15 protein-coding genes and 3 pseudogenes are annotated in these 19,946 nt (G+C 54.3%); 14 read left to right on the forward strand and 4 right to left on the reverse strand.

The features are described from left to right. Positions 1-36 precede the first annotated feature (36 nt). From ACWGKN_RS02685 to ACWGKN_RS02740, 12 genes and pseudogenes are all read left to right on the forward strand, one after another. Positions 37-957 (forward strand): annotated as a pseudogene (locus ACWGKN_RS02685) (DNA methyltransferase); the annotation flags it as partial. Next, positions 957-3,599, forward strand: a complete 2,643-nt coding sequence (locus tag ACWGKN_RS02690) for a TrlF family AAA-like ATPase (RefSeq protein WP_452094642.1) — start codon at positions 957-959, stop codon at positions 3,597-3,599. The pseudogene ACWGKN_RS02685 and the gene ACWGKN_RS02690, both read left to right, overlap by 1 nt. Continuing rightward, on the forward strand, positions 3,578-4,735 hold the full coding sequence (locus ACWGKN_RS02695) for an RNA-binding domain-containing protein (RefSeq protein WP_452094643.1): 1,158 nt from the start codon (positions 3,578-3,580) through the stop codon (positions 4,733-4,735). The genes ACWGKN_RS02690 and ACWGKN_RS02695 overlap by 22 nt, the downstream gene beginning before the upstream one ends. Beyond that, on the forward strand, positions 4,728-5,102 hold the full coding sequence (locus ACWGKN_RS02700; protein ID WP_035234166.1) for a hypothetical protein: 375 nt from the start codon (positions 4,728-4,730) through the stop codon (positions 5,100-5,102). Before ACWGKN_RS02695 ends, ACWGKN_RS02700 begins: the two co-directional genes overlap by 8 nt. Beyond that, positions 5,102-6,946, forward strand: coding sequence for an ATP-binding protein (locus ACWGKN_RS02705; RefSeq protein ID WP_452094644.1), 1,845 nt, complete (start codon positions 5,102-5,104; stop codon positions 6,944-6,946). The genes ACWGKN_RS02700 and ACWGKN_RS02705 overlap by 1 nt, the downstream gene beginning before the upstream one ends. Beyond that, positions 6,946-8,202 (forward strand): ATP-binding protein, encoded by a 1,257-nt coding sequence (locus ACWGKN_RS02710; protein ID WP_035234162.1) that lies wholly within the window; start codon positions 6,946-6,948, stop codon positions 8,200-8,202. The genes ACWGKN_RS02705 and ACWGKN_RS02710 overlap by 1 nt, the downstream gene beginning before the upstream one ends. 8 nt (positions 8,203-8,210) lie before the next feature. Next, entirely contained in the window at positions 8,211-9,854 is a 1,644-nt protein-coding gene (locus ACWGKN_RS02715; protein ID WP_452094645.1) for an SNF2-related protein, read from the forward strand. Beyond that, on the forward strand, positions 9,851-11,920 hold the full coding sequence (pglZ, locus tag ACWGKN_RS02720; RefSeq protein ID WP_452094646.1) for a BREX-3 system phosphatase PglZ: 2,070 nt from the start codon (positions 9,851-9,853) through the stop codon (positions 11,918-11,920). Before ACWGKN_RS02715 ends, pglZ begins: the two co-directional genes overlap by 4 nt. After that, a complete protein-coding gene (locus ACWGKN_RS02725; protein WP_452094647.1) occupies positions 11,920-12,672 on the forward strand; it encodes a hypothetical protein in 753 nt (250 codons plus the stop codon). Before pglZ ends, ACWGKN_RS02725 begins: the two co-directional genes overlap by 1 nt. A 54-nt stretch (positions 12,673-12,726) precedes the next feature. Further along, positions 12,727-12,903, forward strand: a pseudogene (locus ACWGKN_RS02730) (DUF262 domain-containing protein); the annotation flags it as partial. A 15-nt stretch (positions 12,904-12,918) separates the two neighbouring features. Then, positions 12,919-13,182 (forward strand): annotated as a pseudogene (locus ACWGKN_RS02735) (sodium:calcium antiporter); the annotation flags it as partial. 142 nt (positions 13,183-13,324) lie between these two features. Continuing rightward, positions 13,325-14,320, forward strand: a complete 996-nt coding sequence (locus tag ACWGKN_RS02740; protein WP_035234150.1) for a 2-hydroxyacid dehydrogenase — start codon at positions 13,325-13,327, stop codon at positions 14,318-14,320. A gap of 60 nt (positions 14,321-14,380) precedes the next feature. Here the strand turns inward: ACWGKN_RS02740 and ACWGKN_RS02745 are convergent, their stop codons facing one another. Further along, positions 14,381-14,785: a hypothetical protein gene (locus ACWGKN_RS02745; protein WP_452094648.1), complete on the reverse strand. Its 405-nt coding sequence runs from the start codon at positions 14,783-14,785 to the stop codon at positions 14,381-14,383. Positions 14,786-14,924: 139 nt separating this feature from the next. Between ACWGKN_RS02745 and ACWGKN_RS02750 the strand changes: the two genes are divergently transcribed. After that, positions 14,925-15,182, forward strand: coding sequence for a type II toxin-antitoxin system RelE/ParE family toxin (locus ACWGKN_RS02750; protein WP_035234327.1), 258 nt, complete (start codon positions 14,925-14,927; stop codon positions 15,180-15,182). A 39-nt stretch (positions 15,183-15,221) separates the two neighbouring features. Next, positions 15,222-15,539 (forward strand): addiction module antidote protein, encoded by a 318-nt coding sequence (locus tag ACWGKN_RS02755; protein ID WP_452094649.1) that lies wholly within the window; start codon positions 15,222-15,224, stop codon positions 15,537-15,539. 329 nt (positions 15,540-15,868) lie between these two features. On the opposite strand, the gene ACWGKN_RS02760 is transcribed toward ACWGKN_RS02755, so the two are convergent. The 3 genes from ACWGKN_RS02760 to ACWGKN_RS02770 all read right to left on the reverse strand — a co-directional run bounded on the left by ACWGKN_RS02760 (position 15,869) and on the right by ACWGKN_RS02770 (position 19,937). After that, positions 15,869-16,555, reverse strand: a complete 687-nt coding sequence (locus ACWGKN_RS02760; protein WP_035234325.1) for a TIGR00153 family protein — start codon at positions 16,553-16,555, stop codon at positions 15,869-15,871. 193 nt (positions 16,556-16,748) lie between these two features. Next, positions 16,749-17,789: a substrate-binding domain-containing protein gene (locus ACWGKN_RS02765; RefSeq protein WP_452094650.1), complete on the reverse strand. Its 1,041-nt coding sequence runs from the start codon at positions 17,787-17,789 to the stop codon at positions 16,749-16,751. Positions 17,790-18,041: 252 nt separating this feature from the next. Beyond that, positions 18,042-19,937 (reverse strand): pyruvate kinase, encoded by a 1,896-nt coding sequence (locus tag ACWGKN_RS02770; protein WP_452094651.1) that lies wholly within the window; start codon positions 19,935-19,937, stop codon positions 18,042-18,044. Positions 19,938-19,946: the final 9 nt, after the last annotated feature.

Raw genomic sequence — 19,946 nt, forward strand, 5'->3', positions numbered from 1 at the left:
TCACCCGCAAAGTGACCAAGCTGAGAGACAAGATTACAGGACCTGGTTATTTCAGCCTACAAGCCAACCGCCGGACTGGAAAAGAAATTTGAAATTGGGGCTGGCACAGAAGATATCGTCTGGGACTTTATTAGAACCCACCTCAATCAACTTCCTGTTTTCGTTTCTAAAGAAGGGAAGATGGAGATAATTGCAGAGCGACAGAACTTCCTTTTGTTCGACCGAATGGTAGCGTTTCACGTTCAAAGGGGCGTTGCTGTTCCTTTATCTGCAGCCGAATTCTATCAAGGCCTTAGTCAGCGGTTTTCCGAACGAGATGGCATGTATTTTCTTCCGGATCAAATTGCTGAATATGACAGGAAGAGAATGACCGTTCGAGAGGTATTGCAGTTACAATTGTTCATTACTGACGAGAACACTGCTATCCAATGGTTGCGACAGCAGCTTCTTAAGAAAACGCAGACATCAGGGGAGCTCAAGCCCCAGTTTATGCAAGAAATTGGAGGGTGGCTGAAAACAGAAACGCTTCTCGAATTGGATGAGTTGCTTGAGCAAAACTTTATCAAATACGACGGCAAAAGCCCGGTGCCAGAACAGATCCACGCCTACCTTTCCACCAACTGGAAGGAACTGCGCAACCTGCCCAAGGATGACCCAACCCTAGTCGCCAAGGCCCGCGACCGCTGGTACGTGCCCGACCCCAACAAGGCTGGCGACCTCGAGAAGCTGCGCGAGAAGGCGCTACTCAGGGAGTTCGAGGAATACAAAGATGTCAAGAAGAAGCTCAAGGTCTTCCGCCTGGAAGCTGTCCGCGCCGGATTCAAGAAAGCCTGGCAGGAACGTGACTACGCCGTCATCGTCGCCATGGCCGACAAGATCCCCAACAACGTCCTGGAAGAAGATCCCAAGCTACTCATGTGGTACGACCAGGCGGTCACAAGAATGGGAGGAGAATAATGACAGTATGCAATGAAAAATTTCCTCAGGGCAGCCGTTGGCTGCGCGCAGATTTTCATCTTCACACAAAGGCGGATAAGGAATTCTCCTTTACTGGTGATGCTGACTATTATTTATCTCATTACGTCCAGGCATTAAAAGAAACTGATCTCCAGGTCGGAGTGATAACAAATCACAACAAATTCGATGCCGTGGAATTCAGGGCATTGCAGAAAACCGCCAAGAAGCAAGGTATCTTTGTATTGCCCGGTGTCGAGCTCTCTGTCAATGATGGCAGTAATGGTATCCATACGCTGATTGTGTTCAGTGGTGCATGGCTGGAGAATGGGAATGATTACATCAATCAGTTTCTCAACGTTGCCTTTGAAGGCAAAACTCCGGATCAATACGAGAATGAAAATGGCCGGAGTTCATTGGGGATGTTGGAAACAATCAAGAGACTTGAAGGTTATCACAGAGATTTTTTTCTGGTGTTTGCTCACGTCGAGGATAGAAGCGGTTTATGGAATGAATTGGATGGAGGACGACTTCAAGAATTAGGAAAATCAGAAAATTTTTGCAGGCGCGCATTGGCATTTCAAAAGGTACGCACCCACGATGTGGCCGATCGAAAATGCCGTGTAAAAGTCCAGAGCTGGCTATGCGATGCCTACCCTGCTGAAGTTGAAGGTTCCGATCCCAAGTCAATCGATCAGATTGGGAAGGGGGGAAAATGTTACCTGAAAATAGGGGATTTTACCTTCGAGGCGATAAAGTACGCTTTGCTGGATCATGAACACCGAATGGCTCCCAAACCTCAAAAATTTGGGCATTCGCATATTCGTAGCGTGTCTTTCGATGGAGGTGTATTGGATGGAAAGACGCTTAACTTTTCTCCGGAGCTAAACACGTTGATCGGCATTCGCGGCAGTGGGAAATCCTCTGTCCTTGAAGTGATTCGTTACGCCTTAGAGATACCATTTGGCGAAAAGGCGCTTGATACTGACTACAAAAAGGATCTCGTCGATCATGTTTTGGGGAGTGGGGGTAAGATAACTCTCCAGGCTGTTGATCAGCGAGGCCAAGAGTACGAAATACATCGTATCAGCAGGGAAAGACCGGATGTGTATGTTAATGGCATACTTAAGCCAGGCATATCTATAAGAGAAACCGTGTTGCATAAGCCAATTTACTTTGGGCAAAAAGATCTTTCCTCGACCGGAGATGGATTTGAAAAAGATTTAGTAGAAAAACTCGTGGGTGGCAAATTGGCAGGAATTCGGCGTAGAATCTCCGACCAAGGTCCAAAGGTAGTCGAACTTGTTAGCCGTTTGAAGAAACTCTCCAGCACGGGGGAGCGAAAAAAGGAATTTGAAGCAAAAAAGCAAGATGCGGAATTTAGGCTGCAGTTCTACAAAGATCACGGAGTGGAGGAAAGGCTGCAAAAGCAAGTGGATTTTGACGCTGACTCCAGAAAATGTGCACAGGTTGTCGCTTTCGTTCAAACCTACCTCAGTGAATTGGAATCGTTCATAAATCAACATGAAGACGATTTGCGAAACCAAAGAATATATACTTCAAAACAGAACGAAACGTTCTTTGTCGACTTTTTCGCCTGTTATGAAAAGCTGGTTGCCTCTTTTGAACGTGTCAAGGAAGCCTTCGCCCTGGGGCGTCAGATTTCGGTGGAACTTCAGCAGAAAGCCCACGAATTTTCCAAGATTAAGGATGGGTTGAAGGAGGAGTTCGCTGAAATTGAAAGAAAGCTTGCCGAGCAACTGAAAGAGTCGGGAGCCCAGGCAATTCGCCCGGAGGAATTTCGTAAACTCAGAACAACAGTGGATCAGACCACTCAAATGCTTCAGGCACTGGAAAAAGAAGAGTCAAGCCGCTCCACCCTGAATACCGAATTGTTAAAAGAGCTCGCTCTGTTGAATGACCTTTGGCACGAGGAGTTCAAGGCGGTAAAGAGTGAGCTGGATAAAGTGAACCAGAGCAATTCATCTCTCATGATCGAAGCTGAGTTTAAAGGAGACAAAGTTGCCTTTATTACGTTCATGAAAGATATCTTCCGGGGGAGCCGTCTCCGGGATGCTACCTTTCAAAATCTTATCGGCCGGTTTGTTGATTTCGGGGCAATGTTCAAGGAATGGGAGGAAGTTCTTCGTGAGGTTGGCAACTCCTCGCAGATATTTACTCAATACTACAACGATAACCTCGAAGCTTTATTGACATGGCAGGTTCCCACTCGCTTTATCATCAAATACCGCGGTAAAGAACTCAAACACCACTCTTTGGGGCAAAGAGCTTCAGCTCTGATTTTGTTCGTCTTAAGTCAGCAAGAAAATGACGTCTATCTTATCGATCAACCTGAGGATGATCTGGACAACCAGACAATATACGAAGATGTTATCAAACTCATTCGACGTTTGAAGCCGAAAACGCAGTTTATATTTGCTACCCATAATGCCAATTTTCCAGTTCTTGGGGACGCAGAGCAGATTATTTCGTGCGCCTTCTCTGATGACAAAGTCCAAACGGTAAGTGGCAGTATCGACTGTCCGAAGCTACAGCAGGAAATCGTCGATATCATGGAAGGTGGGGAAGAAGCTTTTATGCAGCGTAAAAGGAGATACGAGATATGGAAACCGCAGAACTCCTAGAGATAATCAGCAGGGACGAAGACAGCAGGCATCAGTTTAAAGCCGATGTAACCAATGAAATTTCATTGGGTCAGGAGATGGTTGCGTTCAGTAATTCCGGAGGTGGCGCAATTTTTATTGGTGTGAGCAATGATGGGACGTTTGCTGGTCTAAAAAGGGGAGACATGGGCCGGCTGAATCAGTTGGTTTCAAACGCAGCATCCCAGCAAGTCAGACCACCCATAAATCCACAGACGGAAAACATCGCGGCTCCAAATGGGCTTGTAATGCGGATCGTTGTGCCTGATGGGATGAGCAAGCCGTACATGGACAAAAACGGTGTGATCTGGATCAAGAGTGGTTCTGATAAGCGTAAAGCCACATCCCGAGAGGAAGTTCAGCGGCTGTATCAAAGCGCCGGTTTGATACACGGCGATGAGATACCTGTTTCAGGGATGACGGTGTCAGATCTTGATCTGGACTATTTCAGGGGTTTCTTTGAGAAGAATTTTGGAGAGCCACTGGAACAGCAAGAAGCGGCGCTTCCTCAGATTTTGCACAATATGAATCTGATGAAGGATGGTCTTCTTAATATCAGCGGAGCCCTGCTTTTTGCAAAAAATCCAAGTTACAGGCTGCCTGTTTTCATTGTCAAAGCAATTGCTTTCCCGGGGAATGAGATTCATGAAACCAACTATCTTGATAGCCGCGATATTTCAGGGAAATTGGTGGATGTGTTCCATCAGAGTATGAGTTTTGTACTTGGAAACATTCATCATGTACAGGGCGATCAAGACGTTAATGCTCCAGGCCAACCGGAGATACCGCCCATCGCTTTGGAAGAACTCCTGGCTAATGCTCTGATTCACCGTGATTACTTCGTTTCGGCACCAGTAAGGATTTTCGTGTTCGATAATCGGGTTGAAATTATTAGCCCAGGACATTTGCCCAATAACTTGACGGTAGAAAACATAAAAAGTGGCAATTCGAATATCCGCAACCCGATTTTGGCGTCTTTCGCTACCAAAATACTTCCATATCGAGGATTAGGCAGCGGTATTACTCGTGCATTAAAAGCTTATCCGAACATCCAGTTTGAAGATGACCGAGATGGGAATTTTTTTAGAGTTACCATTGGACGTTCGGTAGATGAATGATTTTTGGCAATACAGCACCGTTCATAACAACGCCTGCAAGGTCATCGAGGAACAGACCTTGTGGGGGCAGACGGTGTGCCGTGTCTGGCTGCCGAACCAGGACGCGGTGGTGCGCGTGCCCCGCTCCACCTTGCGACCGCTGAATGCCGACCTGCAGCCTGAGTTCGAGGAATATAAAGAGGTCAAAAAGAAACTCAAGGTCTTCCGCCTGGAGGCTGTCCGCGCCGGATTCAAGAAAGCCTGGCAGGAGCGCGACTACGCCGTCATCGTCGCCGTGGCCGACAAGATCCCCAACAACGTCCTGGAAGAAGACCCCAAGCTGCTCATGTGGTACGACCAGGCTGTCACAAGAATGGGAGGGGAATAATGTTTCTCAGGGAAGTCATTCTAAAAAATTTTCGAGGATACAAAAACGAACACCGAATCCCCATCGACCAGCTAACAGCGTTTATCGGGAAAAATGATGCTGGGAAGTCTTCCATCTTTGATGCTTTGGCCGTCTTTTTTGACCATTCATTGGGAAAAATCGACGCTTCAGATATCTGTGTTCACGCCGGGGCCAACGGCGAATTAAGAATCGGCTGCGTTTTTTCGGATTTCCCTGATTCGATCACCATTGACGCGTCTTCTGTCACAACGCTTGCAGAAGAGCATCTCCTGAATGTCGATGGTTTGCTTGAAATCCATAAGGTTTACGAATTTTCCGACGGAGCGCTAAAGAGGCCAAAAGTATTTGCGATTGCCAACCATCCAACGGCAAATGGCTTCGATGGCCTGTTATCAAGAAAGAACGTTGAATTGAAAAAAGCGGGTGAGGCCGCGAATATCGATGCCGGAGTCGATAAACGATCTAATGCAGCCCTTAGAAAGGCCATTTGGGGAAGTGCAGACGATTTGAAATTGGGCCATTCCGAAATCCAACTGGATAAGGAAGATGCCAAAGCCATCTGGGAGCAGCTCTCCAAATACCTGCCCGAATACGCCCTTTTCCGAGCAGACCGCCCGTCAACAGACGAAGACTCAGAAGTCCAGGACCCTCTCAAGGTCGCCATAAAACAGGCAATCGAAGAAGTGCAAGCTGAACTGGACGCAGTGAAGGAAAAGGTCAAAGCACGCACGCTTGATGTAGCCAATCGTACCATTACGAAGCTTGCTGATTTCGATAGTGCGCTTTCATCGCAACTCAACCCGAATTTCAAATCAGACCCAAAATGGGACGGCCTTTTCAAACTCTCTCTAACTGGAGACGATGAAATCCCCATCAACAAGAGGGGCAGCGGTGTTCGGAGATTGGTTCTATTCAGCTTCTTCCGCGCCGAAGCTGAACGGCTTCGGGAAGAGCATAAGAAAGGGAATATTATTTACGCAGTGGAAGAGCCGGAGACTGCACAGCATCCAGACAACCAGCGAAAGGTCATTGAAGCATTGCAGGCTATCGCCGAAGCCGATGGCTGCCAAGTTATGCTTACCACGCACGTCCCTGCATTGGCGTCACTACTACCAATCAATTCAATTCGATATGTCTGTTCTCACGACCTAAATGGCAGAGATGTCTGTATCGCAGATGATGATGTAATCAAGACGGTTGTCGCTGATCTGGGAATCATCCCCGACAAACGGGCAAAGGTTTTGGTGTGTGTAGAAGGTCCGCATGACCTTCAATTTTTAAGACGGATCAGTAGCTTGCTCCGGGCGGAGGACGACTCCGTCATTGATATGTTTGCAGATCCAAGAGTCGCGTTGGCCGTCTTGGGTGGAAGCACTTTGAAGGAATGGGTGAATCAGCATTACCTGAAAAATGTAGGTCTTCCAGAAGTCCATATTTACGACCGTGACGAACTGAAGAACGGAAAATACAAATACCAGGACGATAGAGATGCTGTAAACGCAAGAGGAGACGGTTCCATTGGATTCCTGACTGCAAAGCGGGAAATGGAGAATTACCTTCATATCGATGCAATAAGTGAAGCATTGCAGCCTGTCGTTGGTTTCAACTTCACCTTTGCGCTTTCAGACGACTGTGATGTCGAAACCGAAATAAAAACACTGTTAAACGGTCAAGGAAAAATCCAGAGGCGTTCGATTAAGCATTGGCTAAACGAAGACGCCGCAAGTCGTATGACATTGGATCGCCTAAAACAGCGAAACGGCTACGACGAGATCAAGGGCTGGTTTACTGAGATCGAAAACAGGGCTAACGGAGGTCAATGATGTACGAAAACATTTCCGATCTGCTCAAACAAATCGCCTTGGGCGAAGACTCAGTTCTTGAGCTCAAGGCGGTGGAATTCAGCGGTAACAAAGTTATCGGCCCGCACAAGGATGGCATGGCGGACGAACTGGCGGCCATGGCGAATACGGCCTCCGGCATCATTGTTCTGGGGGTTGATGACAAGACCAAAGAGATTCGAGGGATACCGCCTGCGAAACTTGACATAGTTGAGGGTTGGCTTCGTTCCATTTGCAACGACTCGATTGATCCTCCCTTGGATTGCGTCATACGCAAACTCATTGTGCCCGATCAACAGGGTGGTGAGAAAACTATCCTACGAATCGATGTGCCCCGCAGTCTCTTTGTTCATAAAAGCCCCAATGGCTATTTCCGCCGCCTCGGTAGTTCCAAGCGCGAGATGAAACCGGATGTTTTAGCGCGGTTATTCCAGCAACGCAGTCAGGCGCGACTCATTCGCTTCGATGAACAGACTGTTCCGGGCACATCTGTCAATGATCTGAATCCCAAGTTATGGAACCAATTCCGGACCGTTATCTCCTCCAAGGCCGATCAGGAATTTCTCGAAAAGATGAAGCTGATTGCCAAAGACGAAGACGGCGCCATGCGGGCGACAGTCAGCGGTATTCTGATGGCCTCGGACGCACCAGAGGCTTTTATGTCCAGCGCTTTTATTCAGGCCGTTTGTTACCGAGGCACTGAGCGCAACGCTGCCTATCAACTGGACGCTAAGGACATCACCGGCCCGCTTGATGTTCAGGTTCGGGACGCCTGCAAGTTTGTGGAGAGAAACATGCGGGTCTTTGCCATCAAAGCACCCAATCGGATCGAAACGCCCCAGTTTTCCATGAATGCGGTGTTCGAGGCGGTGGTCAACGCTGTCGCCCATCGGGATTACTCCATTTACGGTTCCAAGATTCGCCTGCACCTGTTTTCTGATCGGCTGGAAATCTTCTCACCCGGCGCGATTCCCAACACCATGACCATTGAGAGTATTTCGGAACGACAATCGGCACGGAACGAATTAATCAGCTCCTTGCTGGCTCGTTGCCCTATGAATGTAGACGCCATCGGCAGTCAGCGGAACTTCATCATGGATAAGCGCGGTGAGGGGGTACCGATCATCATCACCGAAAGCGAGAAGCTGTCTGGCAGGAAGCCGGTGTACAGGCTTCTTGACGATTCTGAGCTGATGCTGACGATTTTTGCCGCGCAACCACCCCATGGCGAGGATTGATTTTACGAATGAACTCACCATGGCAATACAGCACCATTCACAACAGCGCTTGCAAGGTCATCGAAGAACAGACTTTGTGGGGGCAGACGGTTTGCCGTGTCTGGTTGCCGAATTCTGATTCTGTTGTCCGAATCCCGGCTTCCGGTCTGATTCCACTCGCCTCTCGCCCCTCGTCACTAACCACTGATCATATTGCCTATGTGGCCGCCGCAGCCAAGGTGGCCGAGGTGCTCGAAGGCTCCACCAGCGCCACCGAGGGCCATGTGCTGCTGGCTCCCATGGAGTCCAACGTCATTCCGCTGCCGCACCAGATCCACGCCTTGTCCCGGGCCATCTCCGGCGACCGCGTGCGCTACCTGCTGGCCGACGAAGTGGGTCTCGGCAAGACCATCGAGGCCGGGCTGGTCATGCGCGAACTCAAGCTGCGCGGACTGGTGCGCCGAACCCTGGTTGTCTCTCCCAAAGGTATTGCCACTCAGTGGGTGGCGGAAATGCAGACCCACTTCAACGAGCAGTTCCAGCTCGTGCTGGGCGACGACATCGGCACACTGCAACGCCTGGCTCCAGGGGCGGACCAGCGGAGCTCAGCCTGGTCGATGTTCGATCAGGTCATCGTCTCCCTGGATTCGGTCAAACCCATGGACAAGCGGCGCGGCTGGACGGCGGAAAGAGTCGCCGAATACAACCGCAGCCGGTTCGAGGATGTGTTCGCCTCGGCCATCCTTAATCCTGACGGCATCGAAACATCCGTCGATCACACGGTGGCCAGGATTCGCGATGAGATTCAGCAGGCGCGCGAGTCCTCCGCCATCTACGGCATCTCCGAAGAGCCGGATGTGCAAACCGCTGAGCGTCTGCGCTCGCATCCGCTGCCCCACTGGGTGGAACGGATGACGGTGGGCTACCTCAATTCCCATGGCGGTATGGCCAGTCGCAAGCGCTCCTGGTGGGATCTGAATTGGCCGGATGGCCAGGAACACCGCAAAGCCGTATTCAACGCCCGGGAAGCGGATCGTCTAACCGACGCAACCCTGCTCAATCTCGAAAACAGCCGTGTCCGTGGTCTTGCCCTGAACCTGCCCCAGGTCGCGGCAGGTCAGCCATTGCCGTGCGTAACCGTAAGCGGGCTGCCGGCCAGCATCTCCGGACTCTGGGGGCTCTTTGAGATCCGCCTTCAGGCCGGAATGCACCAGAAGACACAACTCCTGCGCATCCCCATGGTGCGGCGTGGCTATGTCAGCGTGTTTTTGAGCGAGGAAGGCAAACTGTTTCTGCCCACGGCCCGGCATATCTGGGATGCGCTGCAGACAGCGGAAGCCGAGGTGCAAGCCACCCTCGGGCAGGATGACTCCATCACCGCCCATGAGCGTTTGCAGATTGCTGCCGAACAGGCCGGACAGGAGCTGTTCGACGCCCTGCAGCAGGCGCACCTCGCCTCGGTGAACAGGGAAGAGGAACGCGGCATGGTCGCCTTCACCTCTCGGCGCAAGGCCATCGAACGGGTTGGGCTGCCCGAAGTGCGCCAGTACCGACTGGCCCGCTGCGCGGCAGAGGAAAATGAGTGGCGGCATGAACTGCAATCAGCGCGGCAGATCGTACCGGAAATCCGGTCGCTGCTGATGCTGCGGATCATCAAGGGAGGCGCTCAATGAGTAGTTGGAGAGACGCTATCCTGAACGACTTCGTTCCCAATGTCAGCAAACTGACCCTGGTCGCCGATCCGGACTGCTTGTTGACCGAGGAGAAACTGGCGCTTGAATTACGTGGGCGCGGGTTCGACCTGATCGAGTTCAGTGATCCGGTCGAATTCAGATACGCCTATGAGTCCAAATACCGCTCGATCTGGGACCGGGGTGAGCACACCGATCTGGTGGTAGTCCTCCGCTTGCAGGATGCGGAGCTGGAATCCCTGCCATACGACCTGCTCCAGGCGGGCCGCAAGCTCTCATTCAACCTGGGGGATCTCTTCCCCAACCTGAGCTATCCGGTCATCGAGAAGCTCGACAGGAGCTTGCTGGATTCGCTTTTTGAGGCCCAGCGCAAGTCGCCGCCGGATCGCATGGGCGACAACGCCACCAAGGATTTCATTCTCCGTCATGTGTTCGGCATCGCCGCTGAGCTGATTGCCAGCGAGGTGGAGCTGCTACGCGCATTGCTGCGCCTGCACTACGGAAAGCTCCAGATACCACTGATGCTGGCCGAGCGGCTTATCCAGGTTCTCAAAGGGCATGATGGATTCAAGGCTTGGCCGCTCTCCGAGATCGTTCCGGACGATGAGGCCTTTTTCGCCTTTTTGCAGGAACGCTGGCCGCTATTTCTTTCCAGGCTCGGCAGCGCCAATCAGGTACGGGAAGATTCGCCGGACCAATGGGCAGGACAGCCCATTGGGACATCGCGCAGCGATGCCCATGCGGTGCGAACCATGGAGGGTGAGCATCAATACGGCCTCAAGTATCCCGGCCCCCACCGCCTGCCGTTCGACCATCAGGACATCAAGGTCTACATCGACAACCTGTTCCTGGAGGGGAAACTCACCCCTGTCGAGGCCAAAGGCATTGAAGTGGATGCCGGGTCCTGGGTCCGAAGCGGTATCGCCACGTCCGGCGTGGACGATGACGAGCTGCGGATCTCTCGCTTGTTTGGCCTTGTCGAGAAGGAGATGCCCACTGCGGAAGCGCGTTACTCGGACTGGACCGCCTTTGCATTGAAATGGGCCGAACCGTCTGCGCTGGTCCATTGCGGCAACAGCGCCGAGCAGCAGAACCGGCTCAGGGAAATCGGCGATGCACTGAACACGACCTTTGCCGCTTGGCTGGCCGACCACTACTCCAGCCTGATCAACTTGCCGCCGACCAATCCGGCCATGCTCCACCATGTGCCGCGCCGCCTGGCTCGGGATATCGAGGACTCCGGTAGCAGCCGTGCCGCGTTGATCGTGGTTGACGGCCTGGCCCTGGATCAGTGGGTGACCATCCGCCAGCTTCTGCAAAAGCAGGATGCCAATCTGGTCATGCGCGAATCCGCGACCTTCGCCTGGATTCCGACGCTGACCTCGGTATCGCGGCAATCGATCTTTTCGGGCAAGCCGCCGCTCTATTTTCCGTCATCCATCAACTCGACCAACAGCGAAGAGAAACTCTGGAAGCAGTTCTGGGAAGGCCATGGCCTGTCCCGGTTGGATGTCGTTTACCAGCGTGGCCTCGGCGACGGCGATGCTGCGGGCGTCCTCGACTCCGCAATCCATCCCGGCAAGACCAGGGTGGTGGGGCTGGTCGTGGACAAGGTCGACAAGATCATGCACGGCATGCAACTCGGATCAAGAGGGATGCACAACCAGATCAAGCAGTGGTGCCGGGGTGGATTCCTGGCTGCCCTGGTCGGCCAACTGCTGGATTACGGCTATGAGGTCTGGCTGACGGCCGATCACGGCAACATCCAATGCGACGGCAAAGGCCGCCCGTCTGAAGGTGTGATTGCCGAAACTCGCGGCGAGCGTGTTCGTGTCTATCCCACGCCGGAACTCCGCGCTCAGGTGGCTGGGGCCTTCCCGTTTGCCCACGAGTGGCAGCCGGTCGGATTGCCAGCAGATTATTTTCCCCTGGTGGCCGGTGGCCGCGACGCATTCGTGAACCCGGGAGATGCCATCGTAGGTCACGGCGGTGTAGCCATCGAAGAAGTCATCGTGCCCCTTGTGAAGTTTGAAAGGAGGACACGGTGATGGGCAAAAGACACGAAGCCATTGGCATCAAGCAGGCGATTCGTTTCGAGTGGATGCAAAAAGCAGCCAATCTGCTGCTGGCGGGGCTCGACGCCAAAACCATCCGCCAGGAGCTGCATGAGTTCCTTAGCGAAAGAAAAGGCAACGGCTCCGAAGGCGAACGAAGCGATCAGACCCGGACCTTCGTCGTCAACAATCTGATGAAGATCTGGGTCTCTCCTGACCCCGAGTTGATTCCATTCCGGGATGCCCAGCTTTCGTTTCTGCGGGAAAACCCGTCCATGGCCCTGGCGGTCCACTGGGGGATGATCTCGGCGGTCTATCCCTTCTGGTTCAATGTGGCCCGGCAGACCGGCCGTCTGCTGGCCTTGCAGGACCAGGTGACCCAGACGCAGATCATCAATCGCCTGAAGGAACAGTATGGCGACCGGCAGACCGTGAGCCGCTATGCCCGGTTCGTCATCCGCTCCTTTGTCGCCTGGGGAGCCCTGAAGGATTCCGAGGCCAAAGGCTGCTATGAGAAAGCCGCTCCGGTGAGCATTGCCGAGCCAAACCTGGCCATCCTGATGTTCGAATCCGCACTCCTGGCCACCCCGGAGGCCAAGGGCGCATTGGGGCTGCTCCTGAACAACCCGGCATTCTTCCCATTCCATCTCCCCGTGATGACAGGAGATTTTGTATCCCAGCGCAGCGACCGGATCGACGTGGTTCGCTATGGACTGGACGATGAGCTGTTGAAATTGAAGGTTTGATGAGAGCGCAGGACAGAAGAACGAAATAATATGCGAACGGTATGTGAGGAATAGATGGCTGGCGAGTACGAGAAACCGATAACAATTGAGAAGGCGATCCATCAAATCGTCAACCGGAGCTACTTGCTGCCTACCATTCAGAGAAAATTCACCTGGAGCAGTTTGCAGATATGCGTCCTGTTCGACTCGATCATGCGCGACTATCCGATCAATACATTCATGTTCTGGGAAGTTCGGGAGCAGGGTGTCAATTTGATTGTCAGCTCCCTCATCCTTGTCTGGGGCGCGGTGGAGATCGCTCATGGGTTCGGGGTCAGCGACCCGATTATCGGCCAGACCATCATCGCCGTGGGCACTTCGCTGCCGGAACTGGCTTCGTCAATCATTGCAGCCAGGAACGGCGAACACGATATCGCACTCGACAATATCTTGGGCTTCAACCTGTTCAGCACCCGGGCCGCGGTGGGGATCGCCGGTACGATTCACCCGCTGGCCGTTGGGCCGAAAGTCTTAACTGCTAAAGATCAGTCAAAGCTTTTTCGGAGCCCTAGATCATCCCTCCCGGGTCTGCGAAAACGGAATCCTTTAAGGCCAGGTTTTCTATCATTTACATGCGCTTAGGCAATTTACAACAAGAAAGGGAGGCAAATCTATGAATTCCAAAACGGAACATTACCACATTGTCGTAACTTTTAATATTGACGAAAAAGAAAAAGAGTTGTTGGTCAAAACAATTCCGGAAGGAACATTCTTTTCTTTCCTGAGTGATCTGAGCGAAGAAGACAGAAAGAAAGCGCTGCAAGCGGCAGATGTGCTTTTTTCCTGGAACCCTCCAAAAGAACTATCCAAGGATGAATACCCGCTGCTTACGCGGTTGCGCTTCATGCAGCTTCTCTCGGCCGGTGCCGATCACGTTCCCTTCGACGATATCCCCGAAGGAGTGAAGATCGCAAGCAACGTCGGCGCCTACGCCGAACCGATGGCGGAGCACGTACTGGCTATGGTGCTTGCCCTGGCAAAGCAGCTGCTGAAAAATCACGACAAGCTGGCACGCGGTGAATTCAACCAGTTTGAAATCAATAAGATGGTGTCCGGTTCAACGGTCGGCATTATTGGTTTCGGTGGCATAGGAAAGGCGGCGGCGAAACTTTTGCGATGTCCGGGATGTAGAATATATGCTATAAACTCAAGCGGCAGGACGCAGGAAGCGGTGGACTTCATCGGGACGTTGAAGGATCTTGACTACGTTTTGAAGGAATCCGACATTGTCGTCCTTTCCATTGCACTAAACAATCGAACGCAAAACCTCATAGGTCGTCACGAGCTTGAGTTGATGAAACAGGACGCCATCTTAGTAAACGTAGCGCGAGCAGCACTTATAGACGAAACCGCTCTTTTCGAACACCTTGTGAATAACCCTCATTTCAAGGCAGGCATCGACGCCTGGTGGGTCGAACCTTTCAGCGCCGGCACATTTAAGATGGATCATCCTTTCTGCGAACTTTCTAATTTCATTGGCTCGCCGCACAATTCGGCGATGGTTCCGGGCGTAATTAGAAGAGCTGTCGAATTGGCGGCTTTGAATGTTCGTAATTTCATCCAAGATAAGCCGATTCGCGGGATAGTATCTCGCAAGCAATATAGATAACGTTTAATAAAGAAGAAGCTGTAGCAACCCTGTCTGTTTTCCCCTTCCGAAAGAGAATCCTTACAGTGTATGGTTGCCGTCGAATGTCGACGAGCGGCACGATGCTCGGTTTTTTTCTTCTGGCCGGCTGACCCAGCATGCGCTGCATTTTTTGCCAGGATGGCGTCCACTATCTCTCGAGTGCCACATTGCAAGATGCCGTAATACTGCCAAAAAAGGCGATCGCTGCAGGACCGATCCCTTCCATGTTTCAGTAAGCCAAGACGGTGCCGGTTCTCTCCATTCCCCGATCCGGTCGAGGATAGCAACGTACCGTTCAATCCTTTTCAGATCTGGCGGGCCGTATACATCGCCACCATCCGTTCGATGGCGGCCGGGCCTGTCTAGGTCCATCACTTCATAAATCGAGTAGTCGCCATTGAGAACAAAGGCGGTATCGATCAACTCCTCAAACTCGTCCTTCATATTCTTCCCCCCTGGATGGAAAATCGAGAAGAATACTCGGGGCGATGCTGACAGATCGATCACAGCAGCAGACGACCACCATCTTACAGCGATAGAGTAGCCCCTTTTTTTTCTGTGAACCATAGATTACAGTTGTGATATGGAGATCATCCAGAGCGAAACCTTCAAAGAGTGGTTTGCCCGGTTGCGCGACCGGCAGGCTCAAGCTCGAATTGCCGCACGAATCCGCCGGGCGTCGCTGGGAAATCTCGGGGATATGAAACCGCTGAGGGAAGGACTCCTTGAGTTACGGATCGACTACGACCCCGGCTATCGGCTGTACTGCATCAGGAAGGGACAGATACTTATCGTGCTCTTGTCCGGTGGCGACAAAAAGCAGCCAGAGCGCCGACATTGACAAGGCTCTTGCCCTGGCGAAAGAATGGAGGGACTGAACATGGCAGAGAAATTCACCCGATGGGACGCCTCGGACCATCTTAAAACGGAAGAGGACATCATGGCCTACTTCGAAGCATGCCTTGACGACGATCCGGGAGACGGCAGCCTTGTGCGTGCGGCTCTGGGGGATATCGCCAAAGCCCGTAATATGTCGAAGCTGGCCAGAGAGATCGGGTTTTCTCGGGAGGGATTGTATAGGGCGTTGAGCACTGACGGCAACCCGGAATTTGCCACGATAATGAAGGTGATCAAGGGCCTCGGATTACGTCTGCATGCCGGAATGATACGCCACTCCAAACATGGAGTTGAAGCATGATGGAAATGACATTGAGCAGACCTTCTTCATCGATCAAAACCAAGATCATGCCCCCACCTGCTTCATGGCCAGACGGCACTTTTGTAAGTCATCGCAGCGCTTGGCTGCAAGATCCGCGATTTGATGCTCACCCGTGAGGTACCGGCGGCACAGTTGCCGTAGGAACCGAAGAGGAGGCGATGCCACGAGCATGCCATATCTCGCAGAAATTCAACGCTGGGGGAGGAGATGTTAAGGATCGGAGATTTTGATGTAATAACAAAAATGATCGCCGGACTCGCCTCGGGCAGCACCTTTCCATTCAGAAATTTCCATCGGTATCCCGGTGCCTATTTGGAAAGAAAGAGCAGCAGGCGGTCGGCGATGTTTTCCGCTTGATCGGAGATGCTGCCGAGGCGATCGATGAGCTTGTACCAGAACATCACCGATATCGGGTCGAGCTCCTTCTCCTGCGTGAACATGGTCCGGCGCAGCCGGTGCAGGATCGCGTCGATATTGTGCTCGTCGCGACGCAGGCCGGAGATCATCGCCGAGACCTTATCCACCTCGAGGCCGTTGAAGCCCACCTCCAGCAGTTCATCGAGCTGTTCGATGATCGCCTTGGCCTCGGAACTGATCTCCATCGTCCCTTCGAGCAGCTCGTCGAGCACCTCCTTGAGCGCCTCCGGCACCTCCATGTCGCGGTAACAGAGGATCTGGCCGATCTCCTCGACGGTGTCGGCGAGGTGATCCTGGACGGCGATCAGGTCAAGCAGGTCTTCCCGGTCCACCGGCAGAAACAGCGATTTGGGCGTATTCAGCCGGAAGTTGGTCTTGATCCGGTCGGCCTCGGTCTCGAGCTGGTCGATCTGGGCGGCAAAATCATGGACCTGGGCCAAATCCTTGCGGTACAGGGCGTCGAAGAGCGGGGGGATGAGGCAGATGCAGGAAAAAACCGTCCGCATATGCTCCTGGATGGAAACGAAAGGGGATTCCCGAACCAGCCCGGATAGTGAGGGTTTCTTGAAGAGTGACATGCGCAGATCCCCCGCTGAAAAAGGTTCACGTGCAGTAAACATCAGACCTATCGCCCGGCACGGTGCACATGGCAACGATCAGTTCCAGGAGCACGTGCCGTCCGTCGCCGTCGGGCGATCGTGGAAACGGTTCAGCGATGAAGGGCGGGCGGTGGTGATGGCGTTTCCTGCCCGCCCTTCTCTCTACAGAATATTACATGGTCTTGAGATTGGCGACGTCGTCGGCGTATTTTTTCCGTTCTTCGGCCGGCATCGGGATCATCCCCTTGTCGGCGAGGTAGCCGTCGTCACCCCAGGCCTTCTCGCTCGAAAACTCGGTGATGTACTCCTTGATGCCGGGGATCACCCCGACATGGGCCTTCTTGACGTAGATGAAGAGCGGACGGGAAACGGCGTACTTGCCGGCCGAGATGTTCTCGAAGGTCGGGGCCTCGCCCTCGATCAGCGAACCCTGGATGGCATCGGCGTTCTGGTCGAGGAAGGAGAAGCCGAAGATGCCGAGAGACTTGGGGTTGGCCTGCAGCTTCTGGACGATCAGGTTGTCGTTCTCGCCGGCCTCGACATAGGCGCCGTCCTCGCGCACGGTTTCGCTCACCCGCTTGAAGGCGTCCTTGTCGCTTTTGCTCATCGCCTTGATGAAGTCGAACTCCTCGGCGCCGGCGACCATCACCATCTCGGTGAAGGCGTCACGGGTGCCGGAGGTCGGCGGTGGGCCGAGGACCTCGATGGCGATGTCGGGCAATGCCGGGTTGATTTCCTTCCAGGTCTTGTAAGGGTTGGCGATCAACTTGCCGTCATTGTTCGGGTCCGGCACTTCCTTGGCCAGGGCGAGGAAAATCTCCTTGCGGGTCAGTTGCATCGGTTCGGCGGTCTTGGCGTTGGCCAGGACAATCCCATCATAACCGATCTTCACTTCGACGATTTCATTGACTCCGTTTTTGGCACAGGTCTCCTTCTCGGAATCCTTGATCGCCCTGGAGGCGTTGGAGATGTCCGGGAAGCTGACGCCAACGCCGCCGCAGAACAGCTTGAAGCCGCCGCCGGTACCGGTCGACTCGATCGTCGGGGTCTTGAAGGCGGAGCCCTTGCCGAACTGCTCGGCGACGACGGTGGCGAAGGGGTAGACGGTGGACGAGCCGACGATGGCGATCGAGTCGCGGGCCGCCATGGCGGTACCGGTACTGATCAGGGTCATGGTCAGGGCGCTGGCCAGAAAGATGCTGCGTGTGTTCATTGTGTTCTCCTCTCAGGTTGTTGACTGCATCGATTGTCAGGTGGTATCTCTTTGCATCGGGCGGCACAGTGGTGAAGGCCGTCCCGCGGCAGGGCGCTGCCTTTGCTGTTGTCGATAGAGTAAAGGTTGCGTGTTTGCCTGGAGTTAATACTTGATGAGGATTGGGTTAGAGGAGGGCGTTTTGGTCTCTTTGATGCAGCGTGGTACCACGCCTGCAGGAATGCATCATGAACCGGGCTGAACGCCGACGGATCACTGTTGTTCGGTCAAGGTATGGGCCAGATGCAGGGCCCGCAGCATGGAGCGCTTCTTGTCCTGATGCGCCTGCATCCGCCGCAGGATGTCGTCCAGCAGCTGCAGGGCGGTGACCACATTGGGCCCCTTGTTGAGCATGACACATTCCGCTCGATGACTCATCGCCGCGTCGGTGATCTCGGCCCGGGAGGGGATGCCTTTGCGGGCCAGGGTCTCCAGGACCTGGGTCGCCCAGATCACCGGCACATGGGCGGCCTCGCAGATCCAGAGAATTTCCTCCTGGACCTCGGCGAGGCGATCGAAGCCGCATTCCACCGCCAGATCGCCCCTGGCGATCATCACCCCGCAGCACGAAAACTGCATTGCCGTCAACAGCATGTCGGGCAGGTTTTCAAAGCCGCGCCTGGTCTCGATCTTGAGGACCACTGCCGGCTGCCGCCCGCCGATCGTTTCCAGGTGCCGCTGCAACTCCTCGACATCCCTGGCGCTATTGGCAAAGGACAGTTCGACGACATCGGCATGACGGGAGACGAAGCGGAGATCGTCGATGTCCCTGGCGGTAAGGGACGAGAGGGCAAGCCGGCTCTCGGGGAGATTGATCCCCTTGTCGGGCCGCAGTGTGTCGCCGCCTGGACGGGCATGGGTGATGCGGACATCGACATGATCCTGGTCGATCCGTTCGATGATGCCGCCGAGTTTACCGTCATCGAACCAGACGGGTTCTCCTTCCCGGACGTCGTTGAACACCTCCGGGATGGTGCTGCCGATGGTGGCCGGGGTCAGGACGTTGCCGACCGAGTCGTGGACGGTCGGATGGCCCTCGTCGGTTGTGCGGGTGACAATGAGCAGGTCGCCTTTCTGCAGAATGATCGCCCTCTCGCCCGGGGGCAGATCGCCGATCGAGGCCTCATGCCAGGTGTCATCGTCCTGCCCCGTCTTGTAGCGGAGGATCGTCGCGGCGACGATATGGGCCGTTTTGTGGAGCTCGGCCAGGCATCCATGGTCGGTGGTTTCGCTGACCGTCATGACCCGCCGCGACTCGCTGGCATCGATGAAGTGGACGTGATGCCCCAGGCGCAATCGGGCGAGCCAGGCATCGGGCACCGCCAGGCAGGCGGCGGCGGGAACCGGCGGCGGACACGGCGCGGACCTGGCGTCGAGCCACACCCGCGCCGGTTCGACCACGCGGCCATACCGGTCGCGCCGCGGTCGGATCCGGAGGACCGCCTGTCCTGCCCTTATCCCCCCGGTCCGCAACTTGGGCCCGCCCAGATCCATCACCACCCGGCAGGACCGCCCCAGGGCCTGCTCGGCCCGGCGCAGGTGTTCTATCATCTTCAGCCAGGCCGCCTCGTCGTCGTGGGCGCAGTTGATCCGCATGCAGTCCATGCCGTGCTGGAGCAGAGCGTGGATGAGGCCGTAATCTTCCGCCGCGACACTGGGCATGGTGACCATGATCCGCACCCAGCGGTCGGGTGGCGGCGGGCCGAATTGGCAATTGGTATGGTCGACCAGCAATTCCGTGCCCTGCGAAAACCCGACCGACTCCGGCTCCCCGGCCGTCGTGGGCGGGATCGCCCCCGTCAGCCGGTGCAGCGTGTCGAGCACGGCGTCGATCGCCGCCAGAACATGCGATTCGGCGCGTCCCAGCGAGGACAGGCCCAACTCGGCCAGACGCGTCTGCAATGGGCGGAGATCGCGGCGGCGCAGGACAAGGTAATGGAGGAGATTGCGGGCGCTGGCGCGAAAGCGCGGGTCGATGTTGTCCAGGAGGGCCTGGGCTTTGACCGCCTCCTGAACCATCTCCGTCCGGATGGCGGTCAATTCGGCTAACAGCCGTTCGAGCTCGGCCTGACGGGGATGTCCGGTTTTCGCTCCGCGTCTTCCGCTCATGGACGATGC

It is taken from the genome of Desulfoprunum sp., assembly GCF_053613775.1.

Excerpts from the sequence above, each read along its gene's own strand:
- ACWGKN_RS02690 (WP_452094642.1), top strand. The coding sequence starts at position 957 with ATGACAGTATGCAATGAAAAATTTCCTCAGGGCAGCCGTTGGCTGCGC.
- ACWGKN_RS02695 (WP_452094643.1), top strand. The coding sequence starts at position 3,578 with ATGGAAACCGCAGAACTCCTAGAGATAATCAGCAGGGACGAAGACAGC.
- ACWGKN_RS02700 (WP_035234166.1), top strand. The coding sequence starts at position 4,728 with ATGAATGATTTTTGGCAATACAGCACCGTTCATAACAACGCCTGCAAG.
- ACWGKN_RS02705 (WP_452094644.1), top strand. The coding sequence starts at position 5,102 with ATGTTTCTCAGGGAAGTCATTCTAAAAAATTTTCGAGGATACAAAAAC.
- ACWGKN_RS02710 (WP_035234162.1), top strand. The coding sequence starts at position 6,946 with ATGTACGAAAACATTTCCGATCTGCTCAAACAAATCGCCTTGGGCGAA.
- ACWGKN_RS02715 (WP_452094645.1), top strand. The coding sequence starts at position 8,211 with ATGAACTCACCATGGCAATACAGCACCATTCACAACAGCGCTTGCAAG.
- pglZ (WP_452094646.1), top strand. The coding sequence starts at position 9,851 with ATGAGTAGTTGGAGAGACGCTATCCTGAACGACTTCGTTCCCAATGTC.
- ACWGKN_RS02725 (WP_452094647.1), top strand. The coding sequence starts at position 11,920 with ATGGGCAAAAGACACGAAGCCATTGGCATCAAGCAGGCGATTCGTTTC.
- ACWGKN_RS02740 (WP_035234150.1), top strand. The coding sequence starts at position 13,325 with ATGAATTCCAAAACGGAACATTACCACATTGTCGTAACTTTTAATATT.
- ACWGKN_RS02745 (WP_452094648.1), bottom strand. The coding sequence starts at position 14,785 with ATGAAGGACGAGTTTGAGGAGTTGATCGATACCGCCTTTGTTCTCAAT.
- ACWGKN_RS02750 (WP_035234327.1), top strand. The coding sequence starts at position 14,925 with ATGGAGATCATCCAGAGCGAAACCTTCAAAGAGTGGTTTGCCCGGTTG.
- ACWGKN_RS02755 (WP_452094649.1), top strand. The coding sequence starts at position 15,222 with ATGGCAGAGAAATTCACCCGATGGGACGCCTCGGACCATCTTAAAACG.
- ACWGKN_RS02760 (WP_035234325.1), bottom strand. The coding sequence starts at position 16,555 with ATGTCACTCTTCAAGAAACCCTCACTATCCGGGCTGGTTCGGGAATCC.
- ACWGKN_RS02765 (WP_452094650.1), bottom strand. The coding sequence starts at position 17,789 with ATGAACACACGCAGCATCTTTCTGGCCAGCGCCCTGACCATGACCCTG.
- ACWGKN_RS02770 (WP_452094651.1), bottom strand. The coding sequence starts at position 19,937 with ATGAGCGGAAGACGCGGAGCGAAAACCGGACATCCCCGTCAGGCCGAG.